We start from the raw sequence: 14,520 nt of genomic DNA, 5'->3' as shown, positions 1-14,520 counted from the left end.
AAAATGTTAGATTTAGCAATAATTGGCGGCGGCCCTGCTGGGCTTAGCGCTGGACTTTATGCCACTCGTGGCGGACTTAAAAATGTCGTGATGTTTGAAAGGGGAGAGCCGGGCGGTCAAATCACTGGCAGTTCTGAGATTGAAAACTATCCGGGGCAAAAAAATCCGGGCGAGAGCGGATATGACTTTATGAGCACTTGGTGGGCTCAATGTAGCCATTTTGGGCTTATTCATCGCCAAAAAAGCGTCGTTCAAATCACACAAAATTCTGATAAAACATTTACGATTAAGCTTGAAGGTGGTGAGAGTGAAACCGCAAAAGCCGTCATCGTAGCCACCGGCTCAACGCCAAAACGCGCTGGATTTACTGGTGAGGATAAATTCTTTGGCAGGGGCGTTAGCACGTGTGCTACTTGCGATGGATTTTTTTATAAAAACAAAGAAGTCGCCGTGCTTGGCGGAGGTGACACGGCTGTTGAGGAGGCGATTTATCTAGCAAACATCTGCTCAAAAGTGCATCTAATCCACCGCCGAGATGAATTTAGAGCAGCTCCCGTGACGCTAGAAAAGGCACGCAAAAACGAAAAAATTGAGTTTATCACGAGTGCCACCATAAACGAAGCGTATGGCGATAACTCTGGACTGACCGGACTTAGCCTAAACACCAAAGACGGCGTTAGGGATTTAAAGGTGCCCGGCGTTTTTACATTCGTGGGGCTAAATGTCAATAATGACGTTTTAAGGCAAGATGACGGCTCATTTTTGTGCGAAACTGACGCAAATGGACAGGTTAAAGTGGATTTAAAAATGCGAACAAATATCGGCGGACTTTTCGTGGCTGGTGACCTTCGCATAGACGCACCAAAGCAGGTAATCTCAGCTGCTGGCGACGGCGCTGTGGCAGCACTTTCGGCGTTAAATTACATTGAGAATTTACACTAAAATTTGGAGCGAAATTTGATAGACAAAAGATATTTTAGATACGTTTTTGCGTTTTTTATGGCAGCCGTTATGGCGGCGATTATGTCTGGCGTTCTTACGTTTATTAATCTTGGTTTTGTTGAGAATTTCGCTCAAATTTGGTTTATTGGCTACCTAAAATCCTTCGTGGTAGCCTACCCTTGCGTGGTTTTTATCGCACCGATAGTGCAAAAACTCACACAAAAAATTTGCAAGTGATTTAAAAATTTCTCCTTTAAAAACAATCCCCACGTAAAAACCATAAAAAGTCACAAAAATATTTAACAGAAATTTAATCATTTTTTAAATAGGGGGGGGGTATAATTACGCCTTAAATTTCATACAAGGAAGGTAAAATGTTAAACAAGGTCGCAAATAAAATCGCCCTTATCATTTTGGTGCTATTAACGCTATCGTTTGGTGTTTTTGCAACGATAAGCTATCAGCAAAATAAAAACTCAATCATAGAGCTATCCGAAGATGCCAAGTCAGCACTCACACACTCGGTTCATATCTATGCTAGTGAATACATCGGAACTAGAATAGCAGCGGTTGAAAATTTTGTAAGCTTTATAAACAAAAATCCAGGGCTTATGCAAGATAGAGAGCTTTTAAAAGATAAGCTAATGACGATGACCCCATTTGGTGGGGATTTGGTAGAATTTATCATCGGTTTTGAGGATAATGGAGAGCTTTTTGACGCTGTTTTTAAACCAGGTGGCGCGGAATTTGCTAATTTTACAAAAGAAAAAGACAACTACGACGCAAGAACTCGTGGCTGGTATAGACAAGCTGTCGCAAAGGGCGGTCTAATCTTTACAGAGCCATACACCACAAGTGCTGGAAAATTTGCGCTAACCATATCTAAGCCTATCATCATAAACGGAAAGGTTGCTGGTGTTGCAGGAACGGATATCGTTATCTCTGATATGGGCGCTTTGCTTGAAAAGATGAAAAATAGCGAAAATAGCGTTGCAATTATAACAGATATCAATAGCAGAAAAATGTTTTATCACCCAAATAAAGAATACATTTTATCTACAAGTAGCCAAGCGACAGAAATAGTAACTAGCTTTATTGATAACTTTAATAAAAATGGTGATAACAGCTTTCACTACACAAACGTAAACGGACAAGAAGCTGTCGCTGCTTGTATGAAATATGACGTAGCAAACTGGCTAATCTGCTCAGCAAACCCGATGAGCGACTATGATGGAATTTTAAATGCCATATTTAAAAACCAAGCTCTTTTCTCAATCATCTTCATCATAGCCATAGTAGCCATACTAGTATTTGTAATATCAAGATCACTTAAACCCCTAGCTAACATCACAGACGGCCTAAATTCATTCTTTAAATTCCTAAACTATGAAGTAAAAGAGCCTTCACTTATAAAAGTAAGCACCAAAGATGAATTTGGAGTAATGGGCAACCTAGTAAATGAAAATATCAAAAAGATACAAGATTCAACAGCACAAGATGCACAAGCAGTAGCACAATCTGTATCAACAGCAGACGCAATAGGTAGAGGAGATCTAAAAGCAAGAATCACTCAGAACCCAGCTAACCCAAGCCTAGTAGAGCTTAAAAACGTTCTTAATAAAATGCTTGATACCCTTGAAGCTAAAGTAGGTTCAGACCTAAATGAAATTCAAAAGGTATTTGATAGCTTTAAAAGCTCAAACTTTATAGCTAGGATAGATAATCCTAGAGGAGAGGTAGAAAAGGTTACAAATGTATTAGGTGATGCAATAGCTGGAATGCTCCGTGACAACCTAGACAAAGCCGAAATCCTGCAACAAAAGGCGCAAATCCTAAGCGACTCTATGAAAGAGCTAACCGATGGTGCAAATTCACAAGCAAACAGCCTACAAGAAAGCGCGGCGGCAGTGGAGCAAATGTCAAGCTCAATGTCGGCAATTAGCCAAAAAACCCAAGACGTAATCCGCCAAAGTGATGAGATAAAAAATATCATCACGATAATACGTGATATCGCTGATCAAACAAATCTTCTTGCACTAAACGCCGCCATTGAGGCTGCACGTGCTGGTGAGCACGGACGTGGCTTTGCAGTCGTTGCCGATGAGGTGCGAAAACTAGCCGAGAGAACCCAAAAATCGCTTGGCGAAATAGAAGCCAACACCAACGTCCTAGCCCAATCAATCAACGAAATGAGCGAGTCAATCAAAGAACAAGCTGACGGCATAAATATGATAAATCAAAGCGTGGCTCAAATTGATAACCTAACTCGTGCAAATGTCGGCGTAGCAAACCGCACAAACGAAGTAACCGCCGAAGTTGATGATATGGCAAAAGCTATCGTCGCTGACGTAAGAAAAAAGAAATTTTAATTAAAGGGGCAATGCCCCTTTGCTAAACTCACGATTGTAATAAATCTTATCGGTAACGATAAAGCAAGGCTGTGAAGCCATAATGGCTGAAAATAGGATTTTAGCTATTTGTCGTGCTGTACTGTCGCTTAAAATTAGCTTTATTTCATCATCGGCTAAGTTATAAATTTCAAACTCTTTAAGGTCAATTAATATGATGGGTGCTATAGTTCCGTACCTAAGGTCGCAACAAACTAAAATACAAAACTAATATATTTTTGTATTTTTAAAAAAGTTGATTTTTATGTGAGATAATAATTATGGATAAAAAAGACATACACAAGAAAGCATGGGATGAGGCAACATTAACTAAACTAAATGTATTTGAGGTGTTATTGTTTGAATGGCTAAATATAGTATTAGAAGCAATTAAAAAATTTAATAATCATAAAGAAATTGCTATATATGACTTATGTTGTGGAGCAGGGCATGATATTGATGGCAAAGAGGGATCTCCATTAAAAATTATAAATATACTTACTAAAAAGATGTTGGATGGCAATATAAAGATCAATGTTTATTTAAATGACAAAGAAAATTATAAGATAGATAAATTAAAAAAAATTTTATAGCAAAAAACAATATTGATAAAAAGTTAATGAATAAGAATGTTTTTATTAATTTTTCGTCTTGCGATATCTCTGAATATAGCCTAAATAAAAATGCTTATTTTAATTTGATATTTTTAGATCAATATGGTATTGAACATTCACAAAAAATTAGTGAATTTATGAGCAAGGGGACTGATATTTTAATGTTTATATCATCTGCCAATATAAAAAGATTCAAAGATATGGATTCTTTTAAAAAATTTTTGGGTAATGATATAGGCAAAATTAGTTTTGAGGGAATGACAAACTACGAAACTCATAAAGTGGTAGCTGGATATTTTAAGCAGATGTATCCAAAATATTACATAGGACAATTTTCATTAGTAAAAGATAACAAAAATACAAATGGATTAATATTTTTCTCAGAGCATAGAAAAGGGCAAGAAAAATTTCTAGAGGCTGCGTGGAGAGTTGATCCGATAAATGGAGAAGGCAATAAAAATCTACATAATGATTTTGACAAGCAAGAAGGCTCTTTATTTTTTGATGAAAATTCTCCTACTTCAAAAATGGAAAACTATAAACAAGATTTAATAGAATTTTTAAAAGAATACAGAAGTAATGTAGAGATTAAATATTTTAGTTTAGATATGGGTTTTTTAACGAAACATACTACTCCAATACTCAAAGAGCTAGAGGCAAATAAAAAAATAGAAAGAACAGGTGGCAAAGAAAAAGCATTTTACTTAACTGAAGAAAATGAAAAAATTCAAATAAGGTTTAAACAATGAAACCAACAAAAATAGAATGGGCTGAAGCCGTGTGGAATCCAACCATTGGGTGCAATAAGGTAAGTAGCGGATGCAATAATTGCTATGCTGAAACAATGGCTAAAAGACTTCAAGCAATGGGGAAATGCAGACTATAAAGATGGTTTTCAATTTAAAATGCTAAAAGAAAGACTTAATGAGCCTAAAAATAATAAAAAACCAACACTTTATTTTGTAAATTCTATGAGTGACTTGTTCCATGAAAAGATGGAAATTTCTTTTTTAGACTCAATAATGGAAACAATAGTCCAAACGCCATATCATCAATATCAAATTTTAACTAAACGACCACATAGAATGAGAGAGTATTTTATAAATAAAAATATTCCTGAAAATGCATGGCTTGGAACCACAGTAGAATCGCACCAAGTCAAAAATCGAATAGATTTAATAAGAGATTTAAATGCCACTATAAAGTGGCTATCTTGTGAACCACTAATAAACGATCTTGGTAATCTAAATTTGGATGGCATAGACTGGGTTATAGTTGGTGGAGAAAGCGGTTTTAATGCTAGACCGATGAAGGAGGAATGGGCTATCAATATAAGAAACCAATGCAACAAACAAAATATAGCATTCTTTTTTAAACAGTGGGGAACTTGGGGTAGTGACGGAATAAAAAGAAATAAAAAAACAAATGGTTTTTTATTGGATGGAAAAATTCATAAAAATTATCCAGAATTAAAATCAGTATTGCAATTTTAAGTTTAGACAATTATTTACTCAACAATACAATAAAGTGTTAAAAAATCGCCCAAATTTGGATTACTATACGTAGTTTTTGTCATACTCATAGTATAAAAAATTACGCAAAAATTTGCAAATAATTAGCTATTTAAAATCAGCTTTATTTCATCATCGTTTAAGCCATAAATTTCAAAGACTTTTGCGTCAATTTCGTTTGAAATTTCATCTACTCTTTTTTCGTTTTGCTCTATTTTTTCGCTTATTTCTATTTTCTCAACGGCGTTTAATTTATCAAAATGCCTTTTAAATTTCTCATTTTGCGATTTTAAATTTATAATCTCATCTACTAAAATTTCAAACTCTTTTTCTTGCTGGGCAGATATTTTTGGGATTGGTAAATTTTGTATATTTTCTTTAAAATATCTCACGCTTTCGCCAAGTCCGCCACCAGAATAATAAAGTTTAAAAAACATTGCAACAACATCAGAATTTAAAAGTGAGCATATATACTTTAAATTCGTGCCGTTTATCATATAAATTGTGTTTTGCGTATAAAAATTTTCTTTATCAAAGAAAAAAGATGGTGTTTTGGCTATATCGCTATAAACAATCTTTTCTTTCTCAAATTCCGCCAAATACGCACAATTTCGCAAATTATACGGCGTTTTGCCTTTATCCGTTCGCTTTGAAAGGGCTGGCTCAAATTTATCAAAATGCGCTTTTAGGGCTGGATAGTCATCTATATTTATAGCAGGCGTATTTTCATAGCCGTTGTGCGTGTTGATTAGATAAATCCCAGCCCACTCATAGCTATATCTTTTGATATCGCGCCCTCTTAAAATCGGCTTGATAAGCTCTTTTGTGCGGTTTTTCTCATCAATGCTAAGGCAGGAATTTAAAATCTCATCTTTTGTATTCTCATCTATAATAAAGGCTTCGTTTAGCCCTGTTAAAATTCCACGATAGATATTTATATCCCACTCTTTTAGCGGTGTGCCGATGTGTTCTATCTTTTGTTTTAGGCTTAGCTCCGCTGGATTTAAAAAGTTAAATGCGTTTTTATTTAGCTCGTTTTGATTTAAAAGGCTAAAATCCTTTAAATTTGGCGAGTAAAATTTAAACGATATGGGCTTGGTTAATGCTTTAAAATGCTCTTGTAAAGTTTTAATTGGTTCATTTATTTTATTAATTTGTTCATTAATTTTGTTAATTGGCTCATTGATTTTATTTATAATTTCTTTAAAGTTAGGCAAATTGATTTTTGGTATTTGAAATAGTGAATTCTCCATAGTTTCTATATAAGATAGTATTTGCGTATCATTTGAATATTGTTGCTTTAAAGTTTTTATATTTTCTCTAAAACTACCAACTGTAACTTTACTTTTTCTTAGTATCGTTATACAACTATCAACGGCGGCGTCAGCAAAAATTTTTACGCCGTTAAAGTCGGCGATATCTGTGATTTGGGTGTTGTTTAATATAAACTCACGCAAATTTTGCCCATATTTTGCACGAAAGAATTTATTTGAGCAAATAAAGCCCAAAAGTCCGCCATTTTTAAGCGACTTTATACCAAGCTCGTAAAAATAGACAAACAGATCCGCCGTGCCGTTATAGACGCTATAAATTTCGCTAAGCTTTGGCTTTATATCTTTGATGCTCTCTTGCCTTACGTAAGGTGGATTGCCAATGACTACATCAAATTTAAAATCAAATGGAAAATTTAAAAGCGAGTTTGCCGTGATGATTTTATCGCTTAGGTTTGTTAAGGCTCTGCCCTTTTTTGCGGTTTTTAGCCAAAGCGAGAGTTTAGCTATCTCCACAGCATCAGCGTTTATATCAACGCCATAGAGGTTATGCTCTAAAATAGTCGTTTCTGTGAAATTTAGCAGGGTTATGTCTTTAAAATTATGCAAAGCGTTTTCAATAGCTCTGTGTTCGTTGATTAAAAATTCTAACGCCTTGTTTAAAAATGCACCGCTCCCACAAGCCGGATCAATGATTTTAAGATTTAGCAAAAATTCCTTGTATGCGTTTATGCTTTCAAGCGTTTTTAGCTCATCTTTGTTTGGCTTTTTGCCCTTTATCTCGCTAATTGCGTTAAAATCAAGATTTAGCTCAGCCTTTTTATCATCGCAAATTTTGCCAAGCGTGTTGCAAATAATAAAATCGGTAATAAACTCAGGCGTGTAAAAAATGCCATCTTTTTTGCGTTTTGACTTTGTGATATCAAAGCTCTCACCCCTGATTTTGGCGTTTAGCTCTTCAAGGTCGTTAAGCGAGCTTTCAAAGATATGCCCTAAAATATTTACGCTAATGTCGCTTAAAAAATCATAATCGCTTAAAAACTGCGCCTTTAAAACACAATCATCTATTTTTAGGCTATCAAGCCTTTCATCGCTCGCAAAAAGTCCGCCGTTATAGCGCGCTATGTCTAGTCTGTGACTGCCCTCGTTTATGGCGTTAAAGTAAATTTTATACATATCATAAAGCGAATAATCGGTAAATTTTTGCTCTAAAAACTCCTTTTCTATCTCAGCTATCGTTTTTAGTCGTAAAAGCCCTCTATCCTCGGCAAAAAGGATAAAGATAAAGCGGTCGCAAAGCTTTGATGTTAGGCTTAAAAGCAGGGATTTGTCGGTGTTTTGGTTGTTTTTGCAGATATTTTCAAATAAATTTAGGCGAAAGGCGCAAAAGTCTTTGTAAAATTTCTCGCTGATCTCTTTTTCAAAATTTGCAGATTTTAAGGCTAATGCTTCGCTAACGCCGCTTAGTAAATTCTGTGCCGATAAAATCGTGTGAAGCTTGATAAAATCACGCTTTGTAAGGTTAAATAGGTCAAAACTCTCAAAGGCGGTCTTTTTATCAATGTAAAAGCGTAGCTCTTTAAAGTTGCTTACGATGATAAATTTTGAGGCTTTGTGGCTGTTGTGGTAGTTAAATGCTTGCTCAACCGCTGAAAGGTCGCGGCTATAACGGCGATCTAAATCGCTGGTGGTGCAGTCTTTTAGCTCAATGACGCCAATGATTTTAGCGTCTGCCCCCCCCCCATTTAGCGTGATGACGGCGTCAGCTTTTTTGCCATCTGTCTCATTTTTCTTTTCACGCTCAATGTTAAAATCGGTCGGATTTGTCGTGTTTAGTGTGTATCCGAGCGATTTTTCAAATATATCTCTTAAAAATCCATCTTGATAAATTTCTTCTTTAAAGCCCTTAATTTGCTCGGCTTTTGCTTGATAAGCCTTAAAATTTTCGTATCGTTCGTTTATGATTTTTTCATCTTTTGCTAGTTCATTTAAAATTTTATCTTTAAAAATTGCCATTTTTTACCTTGAAATTTTAGTTTCGTATTTTAACGGATTTTAAATTAAAATATGTAATTTTTTAGTAAAATATCCAAAATTTTAAGGATTTTAATGGATACAATTCAGATTATCGTTTTGGCGTTAGTGCAGGGCATTAGCGAGTTTTTGCCGATTTCAAGCTCGGCTCATTTGGTGCTGGTGCCTGAAATTTTAGGCTGGGGCGATCAAGGTCTTGTCTTTGATGTTGCCGTTCATTTAGGCACTTTAATCGCCATTTTGCTCTATTTTAAAGATAGAATTTTAAAGCTCTTAGGCGATTTTTTTAGCTCCATAAAGGCGAAAAAAGCGGTCGGAGAGAGCACGCTTGTATGGGCTGTGGGATTTGGCACGATTCCTGCTGGAATTTTTGGCTTGTTGCTAAATAATTTAATAGAGCAATACGCAAGAAGCAGCGTAATAATCGCCGTTATGACCATAGTTTTTGGCGTGATTTTGTGGCTAAGTGACCGCAAAGGTGGCACAAAGGGCGAGGCTGATATCACTATAAAAATCGCCCTTATCATCGGACTAGCTCAGGCACTAGCCTTAATCCCTGGCGTTTCACGCTCTGGGGTTACGATGAGTATGGCTTTATTGCTTGGGTTTTCTCGTGTTACAAGTGCTGATTTTTCGTTTTTGCTCTCAATCCCTATCATCTTACTTGCTGGTGGATTACAAGCCGTTAAGCTTACTAAAATGGATACGCATATCGCTTGGGGCGACCTAGCACTTGGCGTGGCTGTAAGTGCACTGAGCGCGTATATCTGCGTAAAACTCTTTATGAGTTTAATCTCAAAAATGAGCCTAACGCCGTTTGTGATTTATCGTTTGGTTTTGGGTGTGTTTTTGCTGTGGTGGTTTTTGTAAAAACTCTTTAAAAATTTCAGCCCTTATGCCGTAAATTTCGTTTAAATTATGCGTATTTACGGCTTCATCGCTACTGCCTATCTTAAAAATCACGCCATTTTTTAAAAACAAAACCCTATCTGAAACAAATTTTGCGTGGCGTGGGTGGTGGGTGGTAAAACTATCGTTTTACCCTCGTTTTTTAGCCACTTTATCATCTCTAAAAGCTTTATTTGATTGCCAAAGTCAAGCCCATTTGTAGGCTCATCCATAAAGATAATCCTTGCTTCTTGGGTTAAGGCTCTTGCGATGTATGTAAGCTGTCTTTCGCCACCGCTTATCTTTGTGTATGCTTCGTTTTTTAGGTGTAAAATGCCTAATTTTTCTAAATTTCTAGTAGCTAAAATTTCATCACTTTTGCTAAAACTGCTAAAAATTGAGCCTTTGTGTAAAGCACCCATTAAAACAACATCAAAAACGCTGTATTCATATGCTGGATTTGAGCTTTGAGGTATGTAAGCAATTAGCCTTGCTAACTCCCTTTTTGTGTAGCTTTTTACGGGTTTTTATCAACTAAAATTTCGCCCTTAAAATCTAAAAAGCCAAGCATAGATTTTAAAAGTGTGCTTTTACCACTACCATTTGCACCCAAAATGCTTAAAATTTCACTGCTTTTTATATCAAATGTAATGCCTTTTAAAATTTCTTTGCTTTTATAGCTAAATTTTAAATCTCTAACTAAAATCATCTGCCCTTTACTCTCATTAAAATCACGATAAAAACAGGTATGCCAAAGAGCGAAGTTACAATGCCAATTGGTATTTCATAGCCTAAGATTAGTCGTGAGAAGTTATCACAAAATAGCAAAAATATAGCGCCAAAAATAGCAGAGTATGGCAAAACGGCTCTGTTGTTTGCCTCATAAATAAAACGTACGATATGAGGCACGACAAGTCCTATCCAGCCTATAATCCCGGCTATGCTAACGCTTAGTGCGCTAATAAAAGTAGCCACTAAAATCACGCAAATTTTGGTTTTAAAAACGTCTATGCCAAGGCTTTTTGCCTCGTCCTCTCCAAGACTTAAAGCGTTTAAAAATTTCGCACAAAAGCATAAAAACAATATGCCAAAACTCATCGGAGCTAAGCTTAAAAAAATCAAATCTTTTGGTACAAAAGATAGACTACCCATTAGAAAATATGTAATGCTTAGCAGTGTGTCGTTTGGGTCGGCTGCGTATTTTAGCACCGAAAGTAGCGATGACAAGAGCGATGAGCTTATCACTCCGCCAAGCACCAAAAGTATCACGCCCCTACCACGCTCATAAATTCCAGCTATTAAAAGTGCAACAACGACAGCTAAAAAGCCAAATAAAAATGTGCTAAGCTGGATAAAAATCGCATCTAGCCTAAAAAACATAGCAAGTCCTGCGCCAAATCCGGCTCCGCTTAAAACGCCAAGAATTGAGGGCGAAACTAGCGGATTTACAAAAATAGCCTGATAGGTAGCACCACAAATGCTAAGCGCTGCTCCGATGATGACACAGGCTAAAATTCGTGGCAATCTAACTTCAAAAATAAGCGTGTGTAAAATTTCGCGCTCTTTTAAATCGCCACTAAAATACTCCAAGTAATCACTAAGCAAAAAGCCGTATTTGCCAAGTGTGAGCGAGATTAAAACACAGATAACTAAAAGCAAAATATGAGCTAAAATTTTCACTTTATGCCTAGAATTTCTCTTGCTTTATCATCGCTAAGATTTATGTCTAAAAAAAGCTTGTAAAAATGCTTTGTTTCTTTTACCAAATCAAGATTAAACACATCTTTATAATTTAAATCTATAAGCCACCTAATGCCTAAAAATCTCATAAACGAAGGCGGTCTATCAAACTAGCTAAATGGCTCTCTTGGGATAAAAAACACCTTTTTGTTTTTAACAGCACTTAAAAGTTACCACTTTTTGTCATTAAAAATTTCATCAAAAAACTGCCTTTGATAAACTAAAATCACATCAGGGTTATAAGCTAAAACCTGCTCAAAACTCACGCCAACCCTGCCATATTCGCTTAAAATCCCGCATTTATGCACGTTTTGTGCCCCGCTTAGCTCAATTAAAATTGCGTGGGCTGAGCCTTCACACTCTGTTAAAAGCCCGTCCTTGCCCTGTGCGTAGTAAATTTGGGCTTTTTAAGATTGTTTTGTTTTATGTATGAGTTTAGCTCATTAGCCATTTTTAGGCTCTCTTTTGCGTAAGCAATAAGAGTATCTGCTCTGTCTTTTTTATTTAAAATTTGCCCTAAAATTTCAAAGCCAAGCACGTAATCATTAAGCGAAGTCGCCTCTAAAAAAAGCATAGGCTTTTTAAGTGTGCTAAAAATTTATTTCATTTTTAGCTGATTTTTTGAGCTTTTATTTACCAAAATAAGGTCTGGATTTAGCTTTAAAAGTATCTCGGCGTTTGGCATTTTACCCTTGCCAAAAAACCGCTAACAAATGGCTGGTTTAAAACCTGCTCTTTTAAATATGGTTTTTCGTAGTTGTTAAACTCAAAATTTACGCCACTAATTGCGTTAAAATCAATGGCGTAAAGCATATATAAAAGCGTTGGCGAACTGGCATAAACACGCTTTACTGGCTTTTGCAAAGCGTAATTGCTAGCAAAACAGCCACAAATTAAAATGGCTAAAAGCAGTTTTTTAAACATTTAAAACCCTAAAATTTATAATTTACATTTGCAAAAAATGTGCGACCCTCTTCTAAATAGCCATCTTGGTATTCGTAATTTTTATCAAACACATTTGAAATTCCAGCGCTTAGCTCAATTTTTTTAGCCGTTTTGTATGAGAGTTTAAGATTTGTAACGCCAAAGCCTGAAATTTTAGCGTCATTAACGTATCTGCCACTCACGCTTGAATACCTTGATGGGCTTAGCTCTTGGCTTATATAAAGGCTAAGATTTGGCGTAAAATAGATATCGGCGTAGATAAAGCCCTTGTGCTTTGGTAGGTTGTAAATTTTCTCATCGCTGTTTTTATATTTTGCGTTTATGTAGGTGTAGTTTGTGCCAAAATTAAACATTTCGTTTAGTGCATAGTTTGCGCTAAACTCAAAGCCAACGTATGTTTGTAACAACCTCAACCACTCCAAGCTCAAACTCTTGTGCTAAAACAAAACAAGCACAAGCGGATAAAAGCAGTGTTTTTCTCATCAAAAATCCTTCTAAATTTTATTTTTATATAGATTAAAAGCCATAAAATAGTTTTAAATATATAAAAACAATTTTGAAATAAAGATAAAAATTTAGGATTTATTTAATTTTGTTTCAATGATTAAAACGATGACAAAAAATATATTTTTATCGTTTAGTTTTGCGATTTTTCTAAGAGTTTGATACTCATCGTTAAATTTTACACCCTCGTTTTTTATGGTATTTAAAAGCAATTTTAAATTGATATCAAACGCCACGCTTAGGCTTTTTAGCGTGTGGTGTTCTAGGGCATTTACTAGACGCTCCATATTGCAAAATGACGGATTTTTGCGTTTTAAGATGATATCAAGAAATTCGTTTGTGAGTTTTATTAACTTTTTTCTTTTTAAAATTATGTGTAAAAAGGCGATTAAAAATAGGGTAATACCTGCGATTTTGTGGGCATTTAAAAGGTTTTGGGTGTAGTTTTCGTTTATGAAATTTAGCCTTGAGATTAAAAGCGTTAAAATAGCCAAAACTAGCAAAATGATGATTGAAAATTTATAAATTATTTTAACTTTAAGCATTCAAAACTCTCCTTAGTAAAGCGTCTAAACAGGCAGTTATAACAGCTCATTTCTTTCGTGCTAACAAAAGCTCACTATAATCGCTATCAAGCCTAAAATTATCGCAATTTTGTGCCATTAGCTCTGCCTTTTTATAATCAAATTTACCCCATAAAAACACACCAAAATCATCAAAAAATTTCACTAAAACGATCTTAAATTTTCTATATCAAGTGTGATGAAATTCTCACCCACTTTTTTAAGCAAAAGCGTGGCTTTATCATCTTTTACGATTAACTTAATTTTTAATTTTATTAAAACCACTTCATCGTGAGCAATTTATTTAAAATTCTCATCAACAACCTCATCAATAAAGCCAGTTTTTAAAAGCTCACAAACGCTTAATTTATCGGCATTTAGCTCAAATTTGCCCTTAACTCGCCCATCGTTTTTACTTAGCCTTAACCCAAGTGCGCTAAGTGCCCCCAATAACGCCAAAACCCTCGTTTTTTAGGGGTTTTAAGTAGATGTTTTGCTCTTTTGCTAAATTTATAGCTTCATCTTTTAAGATAAACTCACTTTTTGCCTTTTTGCCAAAATTTATAACCTTTAAAACGTCTTTAATCTTATCAAAAAATGCCACACAAAGCCCCGGATTTGAGCTTTTTGCACTCTCGTTTATTAATAAATTTGTAGCAAATTTTATCACTTCATCTTTTTCTTGTGTGTTTAAATGGGTGCTAAAACGTATTGAGCTATTGTGCGAAGTATAGTTTATACGCTAATCAAGCAAGAGTTGGTGGCGACTAATAAATGAGCATTTGTTAAAATTCTCATCTATATAATCAGCTATATTTTGTGCCAACATACTAGTTGATTTAACATAGCCTATCTCATCGGTATCATCTATACAAACGTATAAAAGTCGCCCCATTTGACATCCTAATATCAATATAAAAAAGTAATTTTACAGTTTTAAAATTTTAAAGAAGTTTAAGTCCGTGCCAAAAGGCACGGATATTAAATTAGCTTTGTAGCATCAATAATATTTAAATCAAGTCCAAGTGCTTTATTGTCAAGTCCAAGTGCTAAACCTACAAGCTGTGAAAGGTGGATTATTGGCTTTCTGATGCTTGAATTTTGAGCGTCTTGGTAGCGTT

At 35.3% G+C, this 14,520-nt stretch carries 22 protein-coding genes and 3 pseudogenes; 9 read left to right on the top strand and 16 right to left on the bottom strand.

All coding sequences use genetic code 11. The features are described from left to right. Nucleotides 1–3: 3 nt before the first annotated feature. From NYG85_RS09575 to NYG85_RS09545, 8 genes and pseudogenes are all read left to right on the top strand, one after another. Nucleotides 4–942, top strand: coding sequence for an NAD(P)/FAD-dependent oxidoreductase (locus NYG85_RS09575; RefSeq protein ID WP_284938306.1), 939 nt, complete (start codon nt 4–6; stop codon nt 940–942). Nucleotides 943–957: 15 nt separating this feature from the next. Further along, nucleotides 958–1,179, top strand: a complete 222-nt coding sequence (locus NYG85_RS09570; RefSeq protein ID WP_284938305.1) for a DUF2798 domain-containing protein — start codon at nt 958–960, stop codon at nt 1,177–1,179. Nucleotides 1,180–1,316: 137 nt separating this feature from the next. Beyond that, nucleotides 1,317–1,880 (top strand): annotated as a pseudogene (locus NYG85_RS12200) (cache domain-containing protein); the annotation flags it as partial. Nucleotides 1,881–2,924: 1,044 nt separating this feature from the next. Beyond that, nucleotides 2,925–3,311 (top strand): annotated as a pseudogene (locus tag NYG85_RS12195) (methyl-accepting chemotaxis protein); the annotation flags it as partial. A gap of 299 nt (nt 3,312–3,610) precedes the next feature. Beyond that, nucleotides 3,611–3,922 (top strand): hypothetical protein, encoded by a 312-nt coding sequence (locus NYG85_RS09560; RefSeq protein ID WP_284938301.1) that lies wholly within the window; start codon nt 3,611–3,613, stop codon nt 3,920–3,922. 26 nt (nt 3,923–3,948) lie between these two features. Further along, a complete protein-coding gene (locus NYG85_RS09555; RefSeq protein WP_284938300.1) occupies nt 3,949–4,692 on the top strand; it encodes a class I SAM-dependent methyltransferase in 744 nt (247 codons plus the stop codon). After that, nucleotides 4,689–4,829 carry a DUF5131 family protein gene (locus tag NYG85_RS09550; protein WP_284938298.1) on the top strand — a complete coding sequence of 47 codons (141 nt, stop codon included), beginning with the start codon at nt 4,689–4,691 and terminating at the stop codon, nt 4,827–4,829. Before NYG85_RS09555 ends, NYG85_RS09550 begins: the two co-directional genes overlap by 4 nt. Next, nucleotides 4,777–5,436 carry a DUF5131 family protein gene (locus tag NYG85_RS09545; RefSeq protein ID WP_284938297.1) on the top strand — a complete coding sequence of 220 codons (660 nt, stop codon included), beginning with the start codon at nt 4,777–4,779 and terminating at the stop codon, nt 5,434–5,436. Before NYG85_RS09550 ends, NYG85_RS09545 begins: the two co-directional genes overlap by 53 nt. 122 nt (nt 5,437–5,558) lie before the next feature. Here NYG85_RS09545 and NYG85_RS09540 read toward each other — a convergent pair whose 3' ends face one another. Next, entirely contained in the window at nt 5,559–8,741 is a 3,183-nt protein-coding gene (locus NYG85_RS09540; RefSeq protein WP_284938296.1) for an Eco57I restriction-modification methylase domain-containing protein, read from the bottom strand. A 93-nt stretch (nt 8,742–8,834) separates the two neighbouring features. On the opposite strand from NYG85_RS09540, the gene NYG85_RS09535 reads away from it, so the two are divergent. Then, nucleotides 8,835–9,629, top strand: a complete 795-nt coding sequence (locus tag NYG85_RS09535; protein WP_284938294.1) for an undecaprenyl-diphosphate phosphatase — start codon at nt 8,835–8,837, stop codon at nt 9,627–9,629. On the opposite strand, the gene NYG85_RS09530 is transcribed toward NYG85_RS09535, so the two are convergent. From NYG85_RS09530 to NYG85_RS09460, 15 genes and pseudogenes are all read right to left on the bottom strand, one after another. After that, entirely contained in the window at nt 9,567–9,740 is a 174-nt protein-coding gene (locus NYG85_RS09530) for a hypothetical protein (protein WP_284938293.1), read from the bottom strand. The two genes, NYG85_RS09535 and NYG85_RS09530, sit on opposite strands and share 63 nt — an antisense overlap. Continuing rightward, nucleotides 9,731–10,123, bottom strand: coding sequence for an ATP-binding cassette domain-containing protein (locus NYG85_RS09525; RefSeq protein ID WP_284938345.1), 393 nt, complete (start codon nt 10,121–10,123; stop codon nt 9,731–9,733). Before NYG85_RS09525 ends, NYG85_RS09530 begins: the two co-directional genes overlap by 10 nt. 41 nt (nt 10,124–10,164) lie before the next feature. Further along, nucleotides 10,165–10,356, bottom strand: coding sequence for an ATP-binding cassette domain-containing protein (locus NYG85_RS09520; RefSeq protein ID WP_284938292.1), 192 nt, complete (start codon nt 10,354–10,356; stop codon nt 10,165–10,167). Beyond that, nucleotides 10,353–11,327: a FecCD family ABC transporter permease gene (locus NYG85_RS09515; RefSeq protein ID WP_284938291.1), complete on the bottom strand. Its 975-nt coding sequence runs from the start codon at nt 11,325–11,327 to the stop codon at nt 10,353–10,355. The genes NYG85_RS09520 and NYG85_RS09515 overlap by 4 nt, the downstream gene beginning before the upstream one ends. After that, on the bottom strand, nt 11,324–11,476 hold the full coding sequence (locus NYG85_RS09510; RefSeq protein WP_284938289.1) for a hypothetical protein: 153 nt from the start codon (nt 11,474–11,476) through the stop codon (nt 11,324–11,326). Before NYG85_RS09510 ends, NYG85_RS09515 begins: the two co-directional genes overlap by 4 nt. Before the next feature lie 81 nt (nt 11,477–11,557). After that, on the bottom strand, nt 11,558–11,695 hold the full coding sequence (locus NYG85_RS09505; RefSeq protein WP_284938287.1) for a hypothetical protein: 138 nt from the start codon (nt 11,693–11,695) through the stop codon (nt 11,558–11,560). Nucleotides 11,696–11,751: 56 nt separating this feature from the next. Beyond that, entirely contained in the window at nt 11,752–11,961 is a 210-nt protein-coding gene (locus tag NYG85_RS09500; RefSeq protein WP_284938286.1) for a hypothetical protein, read from the bottom strand. 86 nt (nt 11,962–12,047) lie between these two features. Continuing rightward, complete coding sequence (locus NYG85_RS09495; protein ID WP_284938285.1) at nt 12,048–12,311, bottom strand: hypothetical protein; 264 nt, start codon at nt 12,309–12,311, stop codon at nt 12,048–12,050. 8 nt (nt 12,312–12,319) lie between these two features. Beyond that, nucleotides 12,320–12,739: a TonB-dependent receptor domain-containing protein gene (locus tag NYG85_RS09490; RefSeq protein WP_284938283.1), complete on the bottom strand. Its 420-nt coding sequence runs from the start codon at nt 12,737–12,739 to the stop codon at nt 12,320–12,322. 168 nt (nt 12,740–12,907) lie between these two features. Beyond that, nucleotides 12,908–13,381 (bottom strand): chemotaxis protein, encoded by a 474-nt coding sequence (locus NYG85_RS09485; protein ID WP_284938281.1) that lies wholly within the window; start codon nt 13,379–13,381, stop codon nt 12,908–12,910. 46 nt (nt 13,382–13,427) lie between these two features. Beyond that, nucleotides 13,428–13,565 carry a hypothetical protein gene (locus NYG85_RS09480; RefSeq protein WP_284938280.1) on the bottom strand — a complete coding sequence of 46 codons (138 nt, stop codon included), beginning with the start codon at nt 13,563–13,565 and terminating at the stop codon, nt 13,428–13,430. A gap of 134 nt (nt 13,566–13,699) precedes the next feature. Beyond that, the gene (locus tag NYG85_RS09475) at nt 13,700–13,849 is read right to left on the bottom strand and encodes a hypothetical protein (RefSeq protein ID WP_284938279.1); all 150 of its coding nucleotides are present in this window, start codon (nt 13,847–13,849) and stop codon (nt 13,700–13,702) included. After that, nucleotides 13,836–14,069: a hypothetical protein gene (locus NYG85_RS09470; RefSeq protein ID WP_284938278.1), complete on the bottom strand. Its 234-nt coding sequence runs from the start codon at nt 14,067–14,069 to the stop codon at nt 13,836–13,838. Before NYG85_RS09470 ends, NYG85_RS09475 begins: the two co-directional genes overlap by 14 nt. 72 nt (nt 14,070–14,141) lie before the next feature. Continuing rightward, nucleotides 14,142–14,294 carry a hypothetical protein gene (locus NYG85_RS09465; RefSeq protein WP_284938277.1) on the bottom strand — a complete coding sequence of 51 codons (153 nt, stop codon included), beginning with the start codon at nt 14,292–14,294 and terminating at the stop codon, nt 14,142–14,144. Between the two features lie 86 nt (nt 14,295–14,380). Further along, nucleotides 14,381–14,520 (bottom strand): annotated as a pseudogene (locus NYG85_RS09460) (heterodisulfide reductase subunit B); the annotation flags it as partial.

The organism is Campylobacter gastrosuis (assembly GCF_030249845.1).
GTDB classification, from domain to species: domain Bacteria; phylum Campylobacterota; class Campylobacteria; order Campylobacterales; family Campylobacteraceae; genus Campylobacter_A; species Campylobacter_A gastrosuis.
This window is presented reverse-complemented; position numbering and strand designations above follow the sequence as displayed.

What these genes read in the sequence shown, in the direction of transcription:
- NYG85_RS09560 (WP_284938301.1), top strand. Translation starts at nt 3,611, where the DNA reads ATGGATAAAAAAGACATACACAAGAAAGCATGGGATGAGGCAACATTA.
- NYG85_RS09500 (WP_284938286.1), bottom strand. Translation starts at nt 11,961, where the DNA reads ATGCTTTTTTTAGAGGCGACTTCGCTTAATGATTACGTGCTTGGCTTT.
- NYG85_RS09510 (WP_284938289.1), bottom strand. Translation starts at nt 11,476, where the DNA reads ATGAGATTTTTAGGCATTAGGTGGCTTATAGATTTAAATTATAAAGAT.
- NYG85_RS09520 (WP_284938292.1), bottom strand. Translation starts at nt 10,356, where the DNA reads ATGATTTTAGTTAGAGATTTAAAATTTAGCTATAAAAGCAAAGAAATT.
- NYG85_RS09575 (WP_284938306.1), top strand. Translation starts at nt 4, where the DNA reads ATGTTAGATTTAGCAATAATTGGCGGCGGCCCTGCTGGGCTTAGCGCT.
- NYG85_RS09550 (WP_284938298.1), top strand. Translation starts at nt 4,689, where the DNA reads ATGAAACCAACAAAAATAGAATGGGCTGAAGCCGTGTGGAATCCAACC.
- NYG85_RS09545 (WP_284938297.1), top strand. Translation starts at nt 4,777, where the DNA reads ATGCTGAAACAATGGCTAAAAGACTTCAAGCAATGGGGAAATGCAGAC.
- NYG85_RS09555 (WP_284938300.1), top strand. Translation starts at nt 3,949, where the DNA reads ATGAATAAGAATGTTTTTATTAATTTTTCGTCTTGCGATATCTCTGAA.
- NYG85_RS09495 (WP_284938285.1), bottom strand. Translation starts at nt 12,311, where the DNA reads ATGTTTAAAAAACTGCTTTTAGCCATTTTAATTTGTGGCTGTTTTGCT.
- NYG85_RS09465 (WP_284938277.1), bottom strand. Translation starts at nt 14,294, where the DNA reads ATGGGGCGACTTTTATACGTTTGTATAGATGATACCGATGAGATAGGC.
- NYG85_RS09485 (WP_284938281.1), bottom strand. Translation starts at nt 13,381, where the DNA reads ATGCTTAAAGTTAAAATAATTTATAAATTTTCAATCATCATTTTGCTA.
- NYG85_RS09535 (WP_284938294.1), top strand. Translation starts at nt 8,835, where the DNA reads ATGGATACAATTCAGATTATCGTTTTGGCGTTAGTGCAGGGCATTAGC.
- NYG85_RS09540 (WP_284938296.1), bottom strand. Translation starts at nt 8,741, where the DNA reads ATGGCAATTTTTAAAGATAAAATTTTAAATGAACTAGCAAAAGATGAA.